Source organism: Pseudomonas sp. LTGT-11-2Z (assembly GCF_003691445.1).
Classification (GTDB): Bacteria; Pseudomonadota; Gammaproteobacteria; order Pseudomonadales; family Pseudomonadaceae; genus Aquipseudomonas; species Aquipseudomonas monteilii.
Window position 1 is genome coordinate 450721 of record NZ_CP033104.1, and the last position, 16188, is coordinate 466908.

The 16188-nt window shown below is 62.6% G+C and carries 16 protein-coding genes; 7 read left to right on the forward strand and 9 right to left on the reverse strand.

Features of this window, described 5'->3' with window-relative positions:
• The first annotated feature begins 15 nt into the window (after nucleotides 1-15).
• Nucleotides 16-531, forward strand: a complete 516-nt coding sequence (locus D8767_RS02120; RefSeq protein WP_016712542.1) for a dihydrofolate reductase — start codon at nucleotides 16-18, stop codon at nucleotides 529-531.
• Nucleotides 532-769: 238 nt separating this feature from the next.
• On the opposite strand, the gene D8767_RS02125 is transcribed toward D8767_RS02120, so the two are convergent.
• Nucleotides 770-2161: an L-cystine transporter gene (locus D8767_RS02125; RefSeq protein ID WP_016712541.1), complete on the reverse strand. Its 1392-nt coding sequence runs from the start codon at nucleotides 2159-2161 to the stop codon at nucleotides 770-772.
• 244 nt (nucleotides 2162-2405) lie between these two features.
• Here D8767_RS02125 and D8767_RS02130 point away from each other — a divergent pair, with 244 nt between their 5' ends.
• Nucleotides 2406-3461, forward strand: coding sequence for a phosphorylcholine phosphatase (locus tag D8767_RS02130; RefSeq protein WP_016712540.1), 1056 nt, complete (start codon nucleotides 2406-2408; stop codon nucleotides 3459-3461).
• Between the two features lie 2 nt (nucleotides 3462-3463).
• Here the strand turns inward: D8767_RS02130 and D8767_RS02135 are convergent, their stop codons facing one another.
• Nucleotides 3464-3742, reverse strand: a complete 279-nt coding sequence (locus D8767_RS02135) for a hypothetical protein (RefSeq protein WP_033724012.1) — start codon at nucleotides 3740-3742, stop codon at nucleotides 3464-3466.
• A gap of 184 nt (nucleotides 3743-3926) precedes the next feature.
• Entirely contained in the window at nucleotides 3927-5768 is a 1842-nt protein-coding gene (gene ilvD, locus D8767_RS02140; protein ID WP_003249056.1) for a dihydroxy-acid dehydratase, read from the reverse strand.
• A 477-nt stretch (nucleotides 5769-6245) separates the two neighbouring features.
• Between ilvD and D8767_RS02145 the strand changes: the two genes are divergently transcribed.
• Entirely contained in the window at nucleotides 6246-6902 is a 657-nt protein-coding gene (locus D8767_RS02145; protein WP_016712539.1) for a magnesium transporter, read from the forward strand.
• Nucleotides 6903-6939: 37 nt separating this feature from the next.
• Here the strand turns inward: D8767_RS02145 and D8767_RS02150 are convergent, their stop codons facing one another.
• On the reverse strand, nucleotides 6940-8136 hold the full coding sequence (locus D8767_RS02150) for a class I SAM-dependent rRNA methyltransferase (RefSeq protein ID WP_016712538.1): 1197 nt from the start codon (nucleotides 8134-8136) through the stop codon (nucleotides 6940-6942).
• A gap of 178 nt (nucleotides 8137-8314) precedes the next feature.
• Between D8767_RS02150 and D8767_RS02155 the strand changes: the two genes are divergently transcribed.
• Both D8767_RS02155 and mutM read left to right on the forward strand, forming a co-directional pair.
• Entirely contained in the window at nucleotides 8315-9133 is an 819-nt protein-coding gene (locus tag D8767_RS02155) for an HDOD domain-containing protein (protein ID WP_174442274.1), read from the forward strand.
• A gap of 3 nt (nucleotides 9134-9136) precedes the next feature.
• Nucleotides 9137-9949, forward strand: coding sequence for a bifunctional DNA-formamidopyrimidine glycosylase/DNA-(apurinic or apyrimidinic site) lyase (mutM, locus tag D8767_RS02160; RefSeq protein ID WP_016712536.1), 813 nt, complete (start codon nucleotides 9137-9139; stop codon nucleotides 9947-9949).
• 30 nt (nucleotides 9950-9979) lie between these two features.
• Here the strand turns inward: mutM and D8767_RS02165 are convergent, their stop codons facing one another.
• The 5 genes from D8767_RS02165 to D8767_RS02185 form a co-directional block, all read right to left on the reverse strand.
• A complete protein-coding gene (locus D8767_RS02165; protein ID WP_016489663.1) occupies nucleotides 9980-10231 on the reverse strand; it encodes a YfhL family 4Fe-4S dicluster ferredoxin in 252 nt (83 codons plus the stop codon).
• 108 nt (nucleotides 10232-10339) lie between these two features.
• Nucleotides 10340-10819 (reverse strand): pantetheine-phosphate adenylyltransferase, encoded by a 480-nt coding sequence (coaD, locus tag D8767_RS02170; protein ID WP_003249065.1) that lies wholly within the window; start codon nucleotides 10817-10819, stop codon nucleotides 10340-10342.
• Nucleotides 10820-10931: 112 nt separating this feature from the next.
• Nucleotides 10932-12530, reverse strand: coding sequence for a GMC family oxidoreductase (locus D8767_RS02175; RefSeq protein ID WP_016712535.1), 1599 nt, complete (start codon nucleotides 12528-12530; stop codon nucleotides 10932-10934).
• A gap of 20 nt (nucleotides 12531-12550) precedes the next feature.
• Nucleotides 12551-13036 carry a hypothetical protein gene (locus D8767_RS02180; RefSeq protein WP_016712534.1) on the reverse strand — a complete coding sequence of 162 codons (486 nt, stop codon included), beginning with the start codon at nucleotides 13034-13036 and terminating at the stop codon, nucleotides 12551-12553.
• A gap of 10 nt (nucleotides 13037-13046) precedes the next feature.
• On the reverse strand, nucleotides 13047-14477 hold the full coding sequence (locus D8767_RS02185; RefSeq protein WP_016712533.1) for a coniferyl aldehyde dehydrogenase: 1431 nt from the start codon (nucleotides 14475-14477) through the stop codon (nucleotides 13047-13049).
• A 151-nt stretch (nucleotides 14478-14628) separates the two neighbouring features.
• Here D8767_RS02185 and D8767_RS02190 point away from each other — a divergent pair, with 151 nt between their 5' ends.
• Both D8767_RS02190 and D8767_RS02195 read left to right on the forward strand, forming a co-directional pair.
• Nucleotides 14629-15294, forward strand: a complete 666-nt coding sequence (locus D8767_RS02190; RefSeq protein ID WP_016712532.1) for a TetR/AcrR family transcriptional regulator — start codon at nucleotides 14629-14631, stop codon at nucleotides 15292-15294.
• A gap of 35 nt (nucleotides 15295-15329) precedes the next feature.
• Nucleotides 15330-16184: a sulfurtransferase gene (locus D8767_RS02195; RefSeq protein WP_016712531.1), complete on the forward strand. Its 855-nt coding sequence runs from the start codon at nucleotides 15330-15332 to the stop codon at nucleotides 16182-16184.
• Nucleotides 16185-16188 lie beyond the last annotated feature (4 nt).

The window sequence follows — 16188 nt, forward strand, 5'->3', positions numbered from 1 at the left end:
GCTATCCTCGCTGGCATGAATACATCACTCCCCCTCAGCCTGATCGCGGCATACGCTGAAAACCGCGTGATCGGCATCGACAACTCCATGCCCTGGCATTTGCCGGGTGATTTCAAATACTTCAAGGCCACCACCCTGGGCAAGCCGATCATCATGGGGCGCAAGACCTGGGACTCGCTGGGGCGGCCACTGCCCGGGCGGTTGAACATCGTCGTCAGCCGCCAGCCGGGGCTTGAGCTGGCAGGCGCCGAGGTGTTCGCTTCCCTTGAGGAGGCGCTGGTGCGGGCCGAGCAGTGGGCGCGTGAGCAAGGCGTTGATGAGCTGATGCTGATTGGCGGGGCGCAGCTGTATGGGCAGGCGCTGGAGAAAGGGCTGGTCAGCCGGATGTACCTGACGCGGGTGGAAATGGCACCGGAAGGGGACGCGTGGTTCCCGGCGTTTGATGAGGGGCAGTGGAAGCTGGCGTCGAGTGAGGCGCAGGCTGAAGAAGGTAAGCCTGCCTATCACTTCGAGGTCTGGAACAGGGTTTGAGATTGCCGGGGCTGCTTTGCAACCCCATCGCAGGCACAGCAAGACAGCTGGTCCCAAATACGGAGTTTTTCGGCTTCGGCCTGCGTCATGTCGTACTGGGGCATGGTGTGGCTTTTTCCCTAGGAGTGTTCGCTAAGGCGAGCTAGCAGTATAGCGATGCTGCCAGCCGCCTGTTGTTCACTCCCCACGCCATTGCGTTACGGGATATTGGGGCTGCATAGCAGCCCCGGGTGACGCGTCAGGTATGGCTCAATTCGGCATGCTCATCGCCCGCCAGCACAGCTTTGTCAGTCTCTTTCAGCAGTTGGCTGGTGACCACGCCCGCCGTCATCGAACCGTTCACGTTCAACGCCGTACGCCCCATGTCGATCAACGGCTCCACCGAAATCAGCAACGCCACCAGCTCCACCGGCAAGCCCATGGCCGGCAGCACGATCAGCGCGGCAAAGGTGGCCCCGCCGCCCACGCCGGCAACCCCTGCCGAACTCAGGGTGACGATGGCCACCAGGGTGGCGATCCACAGCGGGTCGAAGGTATCGATGCCTACCGCCGGCGCCACCATCACCGCCAGCATGGCTGGGTAGAGGCCGGCGCAACCGTTCTGGCCAATGGTGGTGCCGAACGAGGCGCTGAAGCTGGCGATGGATTGCGGAACGCCCAGGCGACGGGTTTGCGCCTCGATGTTCAGCGGAATGCTGGCGGCGCTGGAGCGGCTGGTGAAGGCGAAGGTCAGCACCGGCCACACCTTGCGGAAGAAGCGCAGCGGGCTCACGCCAGTGGCGGCGAGGATGATACCGTGCACCACGAACATCAGCGCCAGGCCCAGGTACGACACCACCACGAAGCTGCCCAGCTTGAGGATGTCTTCCATGTTCGAGCTGGCCACTACCTTGGTCATCAACGCCAGCACGCCATACGGGGTCAGTTTCATCACCACGCGCACCAGGCGCATCACCCAGGCTTGCAGGGTGTCGATGGCCGACAGGGCACGTTCGCCTTTCTCGGCATCGTCCTTGATCAGCTGCAAGGCCGCCAAGCCGATGAACACGGCAAAGATCACCACGCTGATGATCGAAGTCGGCTTGGCCCGCGCCAGGTCACCCACCGGGTTGCTGGGGATGAACGAGAGCAGCAGCTGCGGGATGTTGAGGTCGGCGACCTTGCCGGCATAGTCGCTGTGGATAACCTGCATGCGTGCGCTTTCCTGGGCGCCGGCCACCAGGCCTTCGGCGCTGAGGCCGAACAGGTTGGTCAGCACGATGCCGATCAGCGCGGCAATGGCGGTGGTCAGCAGCAGGGTGCCGATGCTCAGCACGCTGATGCGGCCCAGCGAAGAGGCATTGTGCAGGCGTGCCACGGCGCTGAGAATCGAGGCGAAGATCAGCGGCATGACGATCATCTGCAACAGGCCGACATAGCCGTTGCCGACCAGGTCGAGCCAGGCGATGGTGGCCTTGAGCACCGGGTGGCCCGCGCCGTAGATCGTGTGCAGGGCCAGGCCGAAGAGCACACCCAGCACCAGGCCCAGCAGCACCTTCTTGGCCAGGCTCCAGTCGGTACGGCGGGTTTGTGCCAGGCCCAGCAACAGGGCCAGGAACGCCAGCAGGTTAAGGGACAGCGGCAGGTTCATTGAAGCTCCAGCGAAAAAAAGCAAAGGAAGCATCGCCTCTGTGAGCGATTGCGAACGGAAATGCTAACAGGCTGAAAACAAACGAATTTATATCCAAATGGAATGTGCATAGTCGTTTATGGAATAACGGCGTGTCGCAGATTGCAATGAACACGGCGTTTGCAGCTGCATGAAGGTCGTTATCGAGGGCCGTTGACGGGGAATGTTGCACTAGCGTTTCCGGGTCATTTCAGGAGATTCGTACATGAAGCGCGCCCCTAAAGCCGTGGCCCTCGGCCTGTCCCTGCTGTTCAGTATCGAAACCTTCGCCACCGAGCTCAAGCATTGGCCTGCAGAAGCAGCCAAACAGCTCGACAGCATGATTGCCGCAAATGCCAACAAAGGTAATTACGCGGTGTTCGACATGGACAACACCAGTTACCGCTATGACCTTGAAGAGGCCCTGCTGCCATTCATGGAAAACAAGGGGCTGCTGAGCCGCGACAAGCTCGACCCGTCGTTGAAGCTGATGCCGTTCAAGGACACCGCCGAGCACAAGGAAAGCCTGTTCAGCTACTACTACCGGTTGTGCGAAGTTGACGACATGGTCTGCTATCCGTGGGTGGCCCAGGTGTTCTCGGGCTTTACCCTGAAGGAGCTGAAAGTGCAGGTGGATGAGCTGATGGCCTCCACCAAGCCGATCCCCAGCACCTATTACGACGGGGACCAGGTCAAGGCCATCGAGGTACAGCCGCCCAAGGTCTTCAAAGGCCAGGCCGAGCTGTACAACAAGCTGATGGAGAACGGCATCGAGGTGTACGTGATTTCGGCGGCTTCGGAAGAGCTGGTGCGCATGGTCGCGTCAGACCCCAAGTACGGGTACAACGTGAAGCCGCAGAACGTGATTGGTGTGAGCCTGCTGCTGAAAGACCGCGTCAATGGCCAGCTGACCACGGCACGCAAGCAGATCAGCGCCGGGCACTATGACGCCAAGGCCAACGAAGGGCTGGAACTGACCCCGTACCTGTGGACCCCCGCCACCTGGATGGCGGGCAAGCAGGCGGCGATCCTGACCTATATCGATGAGTGGAAGAAGCCGGTGCTGGTGGGGGGCGACACGCCGACCAGTGACGGTTACATGCAGTTTCATGGGGTGGATGTAGGCAAGGGCGGTATTCACCTGTGGATAAACCGCAAGGCCAAGTACATGGACCAGCTTAACGGGATGATTGCCAAGAATGCGGCGGCGCAGGCCAAGGAAGGGCTCTTGGTGACGGCGGACAAGAACTGGGTGATCGTGACGCCGGAGCAGATCCAGTAGGCTCATGGTACGTGTACCGTGATTCGATAACTGCCGCTGGAAACACGTTTGCCGTAGCGGTCGTGAATGGCGAACGTGTGACCGGCCAGGGTCTCTTGATGAATGACCGTGGTGTACTCGCCAGAGAAAATGTTCTCGGCTTGCAAATGGACAGGGGGTGCGTCTGATGGAAGAAAGGCGCTGGGGCAATCGGTAAGCACCAAGCGCCCTTGTTCGGCATCCCAGGCATGGCGACAACCAGGTACATGTACCGAGCCCCTGAAACTGATGGCTCCGGTCATTGCACGCTCCTGACCTTGGGTAGAGGTGGGTACCAGGCATGCGTACCCTATGGTCACGCTGTACAGCAGGCTTTTCCAACTCATGGCTGCCATTGCCCCCTAAGGCTGCTTTTTAGGCAGTATGGGAGCGGAAAAGCAAAAAAAACCGGCGCACGGGGCGCCGGTTGGTGTTTTCAGACGCTTCTTACAGGCCTTCCAACATAGCCTTGTTGCGCACAGCACCCTTGTCGGCACTGGTCGCCAGCAGGGCGTAGGCCTTCAGCGCAGTGGTCACCTTGCGTGGGCGTACTTCGGCAGGCTTCCAGCCCTTCTTGTCCTGCTCTACACGACGCTCAGCCAGCTCTTCATCGCTGACCAGCAGGTTGATCGAACGGTTAGGGATGTCGATCAATACCTTGTCGCCATCGCGCACCAGGCCGATGGCGCCACCAGCAGCAGCCTCAGGCGAGGCGTGGCCGATCGACAGGCCCGAAGTGCCGCCCGAGAAGCGGCCGTCGGTGAGCAGGGCGCAAGCCTTGCCCAGGCCTTTGGACTTCAGGTACGAGGTCGGGTACAGCATTTCCTGCATGCCCGGGCCGCCTTTCGGGCCTTCGTAGCGGATGATCACGATGTCGCCGGCCTTCACTTCGTCAGCGAGGATGCCGCGTACGGCGCTGTCCTGGCTTTCGAAGATTTTCGCGGTGCCTTCGAACACGTGGATCGACTCGTCGACACCGGCGGTTTTCACCACGCAACCGTCGAGTGCGATGTTGCCGTACAGCACGGCCAGGCCGCCTTCTTGCGAATAAGCGTGCTCGAAGCTGCGGATGCAGCCGTTTTCGCGGTCGTCATCCAGGGTTTCCCAACGGGTCGACTGGCTGAACGCGGTCTGGGTCGGGATGCCGGCAGGGCCTGCCTTGAAGAAGGTGTGAACGGCTTCGTCATCGGTCTGGGTGATGTCCCATTTGGCGATGGCTTCTTCCATGCTGCGGCTGTGCACGGTCGGCAGGTCGGTGTGCAGCAGGCCGCCACGGGCCAGCGAACCGAGGATGCTGAAGATGCCGCCGGCGCGGTGCACGTCTTCCATGTGGTACTTCTGGATGTTCGGCGCCACTTTGCACAGCTGCGGCACTTTGCGCGACAGGCGGTCGATGTCGCGCAGGTCGAACGCCACCTCGCCTTCCTGGGCGGCAGCCAGCAGGTGCAGGATGGTGTTGGTCGAGCCACCCATGGCGATGTCGAGCATCATCGCGTTTTCGAACGCCTTGAAGTTGGCGATGCTGCGCGGCAGTACCGACTCGTCGTTCTCGCCGTAGTAGCGCTTGCACAGCTCCACGATGGTGCGGCCGGCGGTGAGGAACAGCTGCTCGCGGTCGGAGTGAGTGGCCAGAGTCGAGCCGTTGCCCGGCAGGGCGAGGCCCAAGGCTTCGGTCAGGCAGTTCATCGAGTTGGCGGTGAACATGCCGGAGCACGAACCGCAGGTCGGGCAGGCGCTGCGCTCGTATTCGGCGACTTTTTCGTCCGAAGCCGTGGAGTCGGCGGCGATGACCATGGCGTCGACCAGGTCCAGGCCGTGGCTGGCCAGTTTGGTCTTGCCGGCTTCCATCGGGCCGCCGGAAACGAAGATCACCGGGATGTTCAGGCGCAGGGCGGCCATCAGCATGCCGGGGGTGATCTTGTCGCAGTTGGAAATGCACACAATGGCGTCGGCGCAGTGGGCGTTGACCATGTATTCCACGGCGTCGGCGATGATCTCGCGGCTTGGCAGCGAGTACAGCATGCCGTCGTGGCCCATGGCGATGCCGTCATCGACCGCGATGGTGTTGAATTCCTTGGCCACGCCACCGGCGCGCTCGATCTCGCGGGCAACCAGTTGGCCCAGGTCCTTCAGGTGCACGTGGCCCGGGACGAACTGGGTGAACGAGTTGGCGATGGCGATGATCGGTTTCTTGAAGTCTTCGTCCTTCATCCCGGTGGCGCGCCACAGGGCACGGGCGCCGGCCATGTTGCGGCCTTGGGTGGACGTCTTGGAACGATAATCAGGCATGAAACACTCCTGGCGGCTTAATCAGGTCACAAAAAGGGGAGTGAGCTTCTCTTGTCCTTTGCGCCGCAGGCCGGTTGCCACTGGCACGGATGAGGCCGAAGACCGCGCGGGATCGCCGCGTGCTTGGCCAGAGCTCATAAACCCGCCGGGGATGACTGGCGATGAATAGGCCGATTCTACACCGCTGGCGCGGCGAGGGAATGAAGATGTGCCTGGTCGGTGAATTTGCCCGTACAGCCGGTACCTGTAGGACGCTTCCGAAACATCCCCCAACGGGCTGACTTGCGCACCTCGAATAACTATCATCCGGCCGCCGCATGTGCGGTTTAACGAGATAACCCTCAATGGACCTTCCCAGTTACCGGTTCCACATGAACCTGCTATCTGGCACTGAGCGCGCCGCCGCCAGGGCTGCCGAAGGCTTGAGTCCGCGAGGCTGAAGTCTGCAGGCGCCTGCGTCGGCGCCTGGAGAACTTCATGCAACATCAAATCGATAAAAACACCCTTCAGTCGAACGCCCATGCAGCCCTGGAGGCCCAACGGCGCGAAGCGACAGAGGACTTTCACAAGGGCGCTTCAATCACCAACCATGTCGGTAACTTGCGCGATGCGACCCTTGGTTTGCTCTACCGAAAGCGCGTGCTATGGCTGGTTTTGCTGGTGTTTGGCAACCTGTTTTCTGGGGCGGGTATCGCCGCTTTCGAGGAAACCATCGCCGCCCATATCGCCTTGGTATTCTTCCTGCCATTGCTGGTGGACAGCGGCGGTAATGCTGGTGCTCAGTCTGCAACGCTGATGGTACGAGGCCTGGCGACGGGTGAAGTGGCCATGCGTGACTGGTGGCGCATGTTGGGTCGGGAGTTCGGGGTTGCATTGGCTCTGGGATGCACCATGGCTGTTGCCGTGGCGTCCTTGGGGGTACTGCGCGGCGGGCCGCAAATTGCCCTGATCGTAGCCAGCAGCATGGTGATCATCGTACTGGTTGGAAGCCTGATCGGCATGAGCCTGCCATTTCTGCTGAGCCGCTTGCGGCTGGACCCAGCGACAGCCAGCGGGCCACTGATTACATCGATTGCCGATGCAGCGGGGGTATTGGTGTACTTCGGGATTGCGACGCACGTTCTGGATATTTGAAGCGGGCCGGGGGCGCAAGGCCCCCGACCGACAGCAATCAGCTGTTTGGCAGCAAGCGGCAGGTGATGCTCTTGATGTAGCGGGTCTCGGCGATGGCCGGGTGCACCGGGTGGTCCGGGCCTTGGCCGCCGCGCTCAAGCAGCTGCAGGTTGCGGTCCAGGTGGCGGGCGCTGGTCAGCAGGATGCTGTGCAGGTCGTCCTCGGGCAGGTGCATCGAGCACGAGGCGCTGACCAGGATGCCGTCCTTGCTCAGCATGCGCATGGCCTGCTCGTTCAGGCGGCGGTAGGCCGCTTCACCGTTCTTCAGGTCTTTCTTGCGCTTGATGAAGGCGGGTGGGTCGGCAATGATCACGTCGAAGCGCTCTTCGGCGGCCTTCAGTTCGCGCAAGGCCTCGAACACGTCGCCTTCGATGCAGGTCATTTTCTCGCTGATGCCGTTGAGTGCCGCGTTGCGCTCCACGCCATCCAGGGCAAAGCCCGAAGCATCGACACAGAACACTTCGCTGGCGCCGAAGGCACCCGCTTGCACGCCCCAGCCACCGATGTAGCTGAACAGGTCAAGTACACGCTTGCCTTTTACATAGGGGGCCAGGCGCGCACGGTTCATGCGGTGGTCGTAGAACCAGCCGGTCTTCTGGCCTTCACGCACCGGGGCTTCGAACTTGACGCCATTCTCTTCCAGCGGCACCCAGTCCGGTACTTCGCCGTAGACGGTTTCGACATAGCGCTGCAAGCCTTCGGCGTCACGTGCGGCGGAGTCGTTCTTGAACAGGATGCCGCTTGGCTTGAGCACCTGAACCAGGGCGGCGATCACGTCGTCCTTGTGCGCTTCCATGGTGGCCGAGGCCAACTGCACCACGAGGATGTCGAAGAAGCGGTCGACCACCAGGCCCGGCAGCAGGTCGGAGTCGCCATAGACCAGGCGGTAGCACGGCTGGTCGAACAGGCGTTCACGCAGCGACAGGGCGACGTTCAGGCGGTGAACCAGCAGCGACTTGTCCAGCGGCAGCTTGATGTCGCGCGACAGCAAGCGGGCGCAGATCAGGTTGTTCGGGCTGAGTGCAACGATGCCCAGAGGCTTGCCGTTGGCTGCCTCGAGAACAGCCTGCTGACCGGCCTGGAAGCCTTGCAGCGGGGTCGCGCTGACGTCGACTTCGTTGCTGTAGACCCACAGGTGGCCGGCGCGCAGACGGCGGTCGGCATTGGCTTTGAGGCGAAGGCTGGGCAGGGACATGACGTCGCTCCGGGAAAAAAGAGCGGGAGTATAACCTGTTGGGCCGCACTTCTGTTCGAGGCGCGACAAAGCGCTTGCGCACTCAACTGGGTTAGAATCCCCCGTCCTAAACGAGTGTGCACGTATGTCCCAAGAACTCAGCGCCGAACAGATCCAGCAAGCCTTGCAAGGCATCACCATCCCGCCGCAACCGCAGATCATGGTCGATCTTCAGTTCGAGCAGTACATGCCTGACCCGGACCTGGAAACCATCGCCAAGCTGATTTCCCAGGACCCGGGCCTCTCCGGTGCCTTGCTCAAACTGGTTAACTCGCCGCACTTCGGCCTGTCCAACAAGATCGGTTCGATCCAGCGCGCGGTGAACCTGCTGGGCAGCCGTTCGATCATCAACCTGATCAACGCCCAGTCGATCAAGGGCGAGATGAGCGATGAGACCATCGTTACCCTCAACCGCTTCTGGGATACCGCTCAGGACGTGGCGAACACCTGCCTGACCCTGGCCAAGCGCACCGGTATCCAGGCAGCGGACGAGGCGTACACACTGGGCCTGTTCCATGACTGCGGCATACCGTTGATGCTCAAGCGCTTCCCCAATTACATGGAGGTGCTGGAGGAGGCCTACGCCAAGGCCGGTGAAGAAACGCGCGTGGTCGATACTGAAAACCATACGTTCAACACCAACCATTCGGTGGTCGGCTATTTCACCGCCAAGTCCTGGCGTCTGCCCGAGCATCTTAGCGCGGCCATTGCCAACCACCATAACGCCTTGGCGGTGTTCCGCGACGAGAGTTCGCGCAATACCCAGAGCCAGCTGAAAAACCTGCTGGCGGTGTTGAAGATGGCCGAGCACATTTGCGCGTCCTACCGGGTACTGGGCAACCAGGCGGTGGACCATGAATGGAATGTGGTGGGCCCGCTGGTGCTCGATTACATTGGGTTGTCGGAATACGATTTCGAAAACCTCAAGCAGAACATTCGCGAGCTAGGCGGGCACTGACACATGCCGGAATTGCCAGAAGTAGAAACCACCCGGCGCGGTATTGCGCCGCACCTGGAAGGCCAACGCGTCAGCCGTGTGGTGGTACGCGACCGGCGCCTGCGCTGGCCCGTTCCGGAAGACCTGGATGTACGCCTGTCGGGGCAGCGCATTGTCAGCGTCGAGCGGCGTGCCAAGTACCTGTTGATCAATGCTGAAGTCGGCACGTTGATAAGCCACCTTGGCATGTCAGGCAATCTGCGGCTGGTTGAGCTGGGTTTGCCGGCGGCCAAGCATGAACATGTCGATATCGAGCTGGAATCGGGGCTGATGCTGCGCTACACCGACCCGCGCCGCTTTGGGGCCATGCTGTGGAGCCTGGATCCGCTGAACCACGAATTGCTGCTGCGCCTGGGGCCAGAGCCGTTGACCGACCTGTTCGACGGCGAGCGGCTGTTCCAGCTGTCGCGCGGCCGGTCGATGGCGGTCAAGCCCTTCATCATGGACAACGCCGTGGTGGTGGGGGTGGGCAACATCTACGCCACCGAGGCGCTGTTTGCTGCAGGGATTGACCCACGCCGGGAGGCGGGCGGGATTTCCCGGGCGCGCTACCTGAAGCTGGCGATCGAGATCAAGCGTGTGCTGGCGGCGGCAATCGAGCAAGGGGGCACCACCCTGCGCGACTTTATCGGGGGCGATGGGCAGCCGGGGTACTTCCAGCAGGAATTGTTCGTTTATGGTCGCGGCGGGCAGCCGTGCAAGGTGTGTGGCACGGAGTTGCGCGAGGTGAAGCTGGGGCAGCGGGCGAGCGTGTACTGCCCGCGTTGCCAGCGCTGAGGCAAGGGCGAGGCCCTTGCCTGGTGGCGATCAGTCCTTGCCGGTAATGCGGCGGTACTTGGCCATCAGCTGCTCTTCGGTTTCCGGGTGGGCTTCATCCAGCGGGATGCAGTCGACCGGGCAGACCTGCTGGCACTGCGGCTCGTCGTAGTGGCCCACGCACTGGGTGCACAGGTTAGGGTCGATCACGTAGATCTCTTCGCCTTGGGAGATGGCCTCGTTCGGGCACTCGGGTTCGCAGACGTCGCAGTTGATGCAATCGTCGGTGATGATCAGGGACATGGGGACTCCGGCCGGGGCTCACCGCCCGGGCATGTTCAACGCAATGGGCACAATTGTGCCGCATTCGCGCCCGCAGTGCACGCGGGCGCGACAATCAGGCGATCAGGGTTACTTCTTGAAGCGTTCGGTCAGCGCGTCGGCCACCACCGGGTGGACGAACTTGCTGATATCTCCACCCAGTGCGGCAATTTCCCGGACCAACGTCGAGGAAATGAACGAATAACGCTCAGAAGGCGTGAGGAACAGGCTCTCGACATCGGGGGCCAGTTGCCGGTTCATGTTCGCCAACTGGAACTCGTATTCGAAGTCGGACACGGCACGCAGGCCACGCAGGAAGACGTTGGCGCCCTGTTCCTTGGCGAAATGCGCCAACAGGGAAGAGAAGCCGATGACTTCGACATTGGGCAGGTGCTTGGTGACCTCACGGGCGAGCTCCACCCGTTGTTCCAGCGGGAACAGGGGGTTTTTCTTCGGGCTGGCCGCCACTGCGATGATCACATGGTCGAACAGCCGCGAAGCGCGTTCGACCAGGTCGCCATGGCCTTTGGTAATGGGGTCGAAAGTACCCGGGTACAACACTCGGTTCATCGCGTCATCCTGGCTGGAGTGCGTTGGGGAGTCGGATGGTAGCGCAGCGACGGCGCCCCGGCCAAGTCATGCGGCCGGCTGATGGCACTATAGACAGGGGGCGTATTCGTTGTCATGCGTTGCGTGCCAGGCGGGCGACCAGTGCTTCGGTGAGCCTGGCACTGATGGCATACACCGAGAGTTGTGGGTTGGCGCCGATGCTGGTGGGGAACAGCGAACCGTCGTGGACGGACAGGTTTTCCAGCTGGTGATGACGGCCCTGGCTGTCACACACCGCTTGGCGCGGGTCTTCGCCCAGCGCACAGCCCCCCATCACATGGGCGCTGCCCAGGCGTGTGCGGAAGGGTTCCAGGCGCAACGTGTCGATCATGGCCAAGGCCTGTTCCAGGCTGGACGTGGCGCTGGCATCGCTGTGCACGGGGGTGACCTGGGTAGCGCCGGCGGCAAACTGGATCTGCGCCATGCTGCGGTAGGCGCGACGCAAGCCGTCGCGCAGGTAGTCGGTGACCGGGTAATCGAGCACCGGTGAGCCATCGCCACGCAGCTCCACGGCACCGCCCTGGCTCTCGGGGTGGAAGCCATCTCGCAGCAGCGCCAACATCACATGGGTGTGCGGCAACTCGGCCATACGTTGGGCGTTTTCTTGTCCGTGCCCACCCAGCAGGGTGCTGGCCAGGGCCGGGTGCAACGGCGGCACTTCCAGTTTGTAGCCGACCGGGCCATCCGTGCCGCCTTGCCACTGGAAGTGGTCGCTGTAGATGGACTGCGGGGCGCCATGGTAGGGGTCGATACGGTTTTTGAAGCGCGCGGCGCTGAAGTTCACCAGGTGCAGGAAGGTGCGTTTGCCCAGGCGGCCATGAGGGTCCGGTGCGTCGGAACGTAGTAGCAGGGCCGGGCTGTTGATGCCGCCGCCGGCGAGCAGGTAATGGCGCGCGCGGATGCTGACCTGCCTGCCGGTGGGGCGTACGCCTTGGGCATCCAGGGCCAAGCATGTGAGGCCCTGGATGCGCTCGCCGTTGTGGGTGAAGCGCTCGGCCCGGGCCAGGTACAGCAGTTCGCCGCCATGGTCGAGGGTGGCGGGAATACGGGTTACCAACATCGATTGCTTGGCATTCACCGGGCAGCCCATGCCGCAGTAGCCCAGGTTCCAGCAGCCGCGTACGTTGCGCGGGATAATCGCCCAGCGGTAACCCAACTGTTCGCAGCCTTGGCGCAGTACGTCGTTGTTGGCATTGGGTGGCATGGCCCATGGCGTAATGCCCAGGTCCTGCTCCATGCGCTCGAACCAGGGGCGCAGGTCATCTTCGCCCAGGCCCGTCACGCCGTGGGCCGAGGCCCAGTGCGCCAGCGTCTGGGGCGGGGTACGAAAGCTCGACGTCCAGTTCACCAACGTGGTGCCGCCTACGGCGCGGCCTTGCAGGATGGTGATGGCGCCATCCTTGCTCATGCGCCCCAGGCCCTCCTGATACAGGGTTGCATAGGCTTCGTTTTCCAACAGGTGGAAGTCGCTGCTGGTCTTGAGCGGGCCTTCTTCGATCAACAGCACCTTGAAACCGGCGGCGCTGAGCATTTGTGCGCTGGTGGCGCCGCCGGCACCGCTGCCAATCACGGCAATATCGGCCTCCAGCAAAAGGTCGTGCTCCAGGCGTGACGCGTCATGGGTGATCCAGCCGCGTTCGAGGCCTTGGCGAAACGGGTCGGCTACAGGCATTGGCGATGCTCTTGTTATTTTCAGATTTTCGGTGGGCCCGGGTAACCGCAGGCGGCCCAGGACTCGGGGCGTTCGTACCAGGCCATTTGCAGCAGTTGCAGCAATGAAGCGTGGCCCATGCGTAGCAGGTTCAGTGAGCTGTCCTGCCAACGTTGCAGGAAGGCTGTGACTTGGGTGGCGCTGGCCTGTTCCCAGGCGCCCCAGACACCGGTCAACGGGCCACGGGTAAGCGGCAGGCTGAGCACGTCGAACAGTTGCCGGGTGAGCTTGAGCATTTCCGGCGACAAGGCCGCCAATTTGTGGTCGAGGCTGTGCAGTACCCACGTCTCGGCGGCCTGTGTGCCGGCCAGCACCACCGGGATCAGCGCACGTAGCAGTGGCAGGTCGTCGTCGCGCAGTAGTTGGTAACCCTGTGCGCTGGTTTGCGCGGTGCAGCCGACCAGGCCGGTTGCACTCAGAAAGATGCTGGCGCCAAGGCTGAAACGCAGCAGATCACGACGGTGCATAGGCTGCCCCTCAGTGGATGAACAGCTTGTAGACCAGGCGCTGCAAGGCTTTGCCATAAGGCGGGTAGATCAGCCGCGCGGCGTTGAAACGTTGCTTGGCCAGCACGGCCTTGGCCTTGCTGAAGGTCAGGAAACCGTCGTGGCCATGGTAGTGGCCCATGCCCGAGGGGCCGATGCCGCCGAAGGGCAGGTCGTCCTGGGCCACATGCAGCAGGGTGTCGTTCAGGCACACGCCGCCAGAGTGGGTGTGGCGCAGCACGTGTTCCTGCCCGGCCCGGTCATACCCGAAGTAGTAAAGCGCCAGCGGGCGCGGGCGTTGGTTGATGTAGGCCAGCGCTTGGTCGAGGCTGTCGTAGGGCACCAGCGGCAGCAGCGGGCCGAAGATTTCGTCCTGCATCACCTGCATGTCGTCACTCACGGCCAGCAGCAGGTGTGGCGGCAGGCGTCGGCCTTGGCGGGGCTCGCCAGGGTACAGGTCGAGCACTTGCGCACCTTTTTCGCGGGCATCATCCAGCAGGTACTGTAAACGCTGCAGCTGGCGTGGGTTGATGATGGCGGTGTAGTCAGGGTTGTCGGCGATGCGCGGGTACAGGCGCTGAACGGCGCGCTGGTAGGCGTCGCTGAAGGCCGCCAGCCGATCACGCGGCACCAGCACATAGTCGGGGGCGACGCAGGTCTGGCCGGCGTTGAGGGTTTTGCCGAAGGCGATGCGCTCGGCGGCAGTGTCCAGGGGCACGTCGTCCGACACGATGGCGGGCGACTTGCCGCCCAGTTCCAGGGTGACCGGCGTCAGGTTCTGCGCCGCAGCCAGCATCACCTGGCGGCCCACGCTGGTGGCGCCGGTAAACAGCAGGTGGTCGAAGGGCAGGCGGGCGAAGGCCTGGCCCACCTCGACCTCGCCGAGTACCACGCTGACCAGGTCGGCGGGAAACACTTGCTCTAACAGCCGCTTCAATACCTGGCCACTGGCGGGTGTGGCTTCACTGAGCTTGAGCATGACCCGGTTACCGGCAGCCAGCGCGCAAGTCAGCGGGCCGATGGCGAGGAACAGCGGGTAGTTCCACGGCACGATGATGCCGACCACCCCCAGCGGTTGGTATCGCACCTGCGCGCTGGCTGGCTGGAAGGCCAGACCAACGCGTCGCCGGCTGGCGCGCATCCAGCGTTGCAGGTGTTTTTCGGCGTGGCGCAGGCCCTGTATCGAGGGCAGCAACTCGGCCAGCAAGGTCTCGTCGGCGCTGCGTCCGGTAAAGTCCTCGCTGATGGCCTCGATCAGTTCATCCTGGCTGGCCAACAGGGCTTCACGCAGGCTTTTCAGCCATCGCCGACGCTGGGCGGCCGGTGGCAGAGGGGTACCTGCAAAGGCCTGGCGCTGGGCTGCGAACAACGCTGCAAGGTCGAGGTCGGATTGCACAGGGGGCAAGGCACTGGGCGAGTTCATGGCGGTGTCGAGTCCGGGCAGGGAATCTCTAGAGCCTATACTCTAATTTGCACGATGGTGCGAGTTTTTCCACGTGTTCGAACGGTGCATTCCACCTGCAATACGCCGTAAGATGACCCTTTGAAGAAGGCCCGCAGACTGGGAGCTGAGCATGGCCCCGCGCATGAAGACCCGAGAGCGCATCGTGCAGAACAGCCTGGAGCTGTTCAACCAGCAGGGCGAACGCAGCGTCAGTACCAACCACATTGCCGCGCACATGGAAATCTCGCCCGGCAACCTGTATTACCACTTCCCCAACAAGCAGGCGATCATCGCCCTGTTGTTCAGCCAGTATGAAGAGTTGGTGGACAGCTTCCTGCGCCCGCCACAAGGCCGCGCGGCCACCGTGGAGGACAAACGCTTCTACCTCAAGGCCTTGCTGGCCGCCATGTGGAACTACCGCTTCCTGCACCGCGACCTGGAGCACCTGCTGGACAGCGATGCCGAACTGGCCGCCCGTTACCGGCGCTTTTCTGAGCGCTGCCTGCGCCAGGGCCAGGCGATCTACCGTGGCTTTGTCGAGGCGGGCATTCTGACCATGGCGCCGGCACAGATCGAGTCGCTGACCATCAATGCCTGGATCGTGCTGACATCGTGGGTGCGTTTTCTCAGCACCACGCGTGAACATTCCGCGCATTTGGGTGAAGAAGCTTTCAAACGCGGCGTCTATCAGGTGCTGGTGCTGGAGCTCGGCTATGTGACCGACAACGCCCGCGCTGCCGTGGACGCCTTGTGCCAGGAATTCCATGTACCGTTCAACCAGGCCCTGGAGTTTTAGCCCAGGGCCCAAGTGCCATCGATCAGGAGATTGTCATGCCCCTTGCGCAATTGATCACCCCGCAGCAGTTGGCCGAGCGCCTGGACGCGCCCAAGCTGGTGATTCTCGACTGCCGCTTTGCCCTTGAGGATGTGGACTACGGCCAACGCAGCTATGCCCAAGGGCATATCGCTGGGGCGCATTTTGCCGACCTTGACCGCGACCTCAGCGGGCCGGTGAGCAAGGGGCGCACCGGGCGCCACCCATTGCCCGATGCGCAGCGGCTGGTCGCGCGCCTGCGTGAGTGGGGCCTGGACAACGACAGTGAGGTGGTGCTGTACGACGACGGCCCCGGAGCCTTTGCCGCCCGTGCCTGGTGGCTGTTGGCCTGGCTGGGCAAGCGCAGCGGTGTGGCGATTCTCGACGGTGGCCTGAAGGCCTGGCATGCCGCGAACCTGCCGCTGAGCCTGGACCCGCCGCCTAAACGCGAAGGCAACTTCAAGGGTGAGCCGGACGCCAGGCTGCTGATCGATGCCGACCACCTGGGCAAGCGCCTGGGTAGCAGTGACCTGACCTTGATCGATGCGCGTACCTTGCCGCGTTTTCGCGGTGAAGTGGAGCCGATCGATCCAGTGGCGGGGCATATTCCCGGGGCCCAGTGCGCAGCGTTTACCGACAACCTGGGGGCTGATGGGCGCTTTTTGCCGGCGGAGCAGCTCAAGCAGCGCTTTGCCGAAAAGCTGGCCGGACGCGCGCCGGAGCAACTCGTGTCTTATTGTGGGTCTGGGGTGACGGCTTGCCACAACCTGTTTGCGCTGGCGCTGGCGGGGTACCCGTTGGGCAAGCTGTATGCCGGGTCCTGGAGCGAGTGGATCAATGATCCGGAGCATGGCGTAGCCACTGGCGAGTAATCGG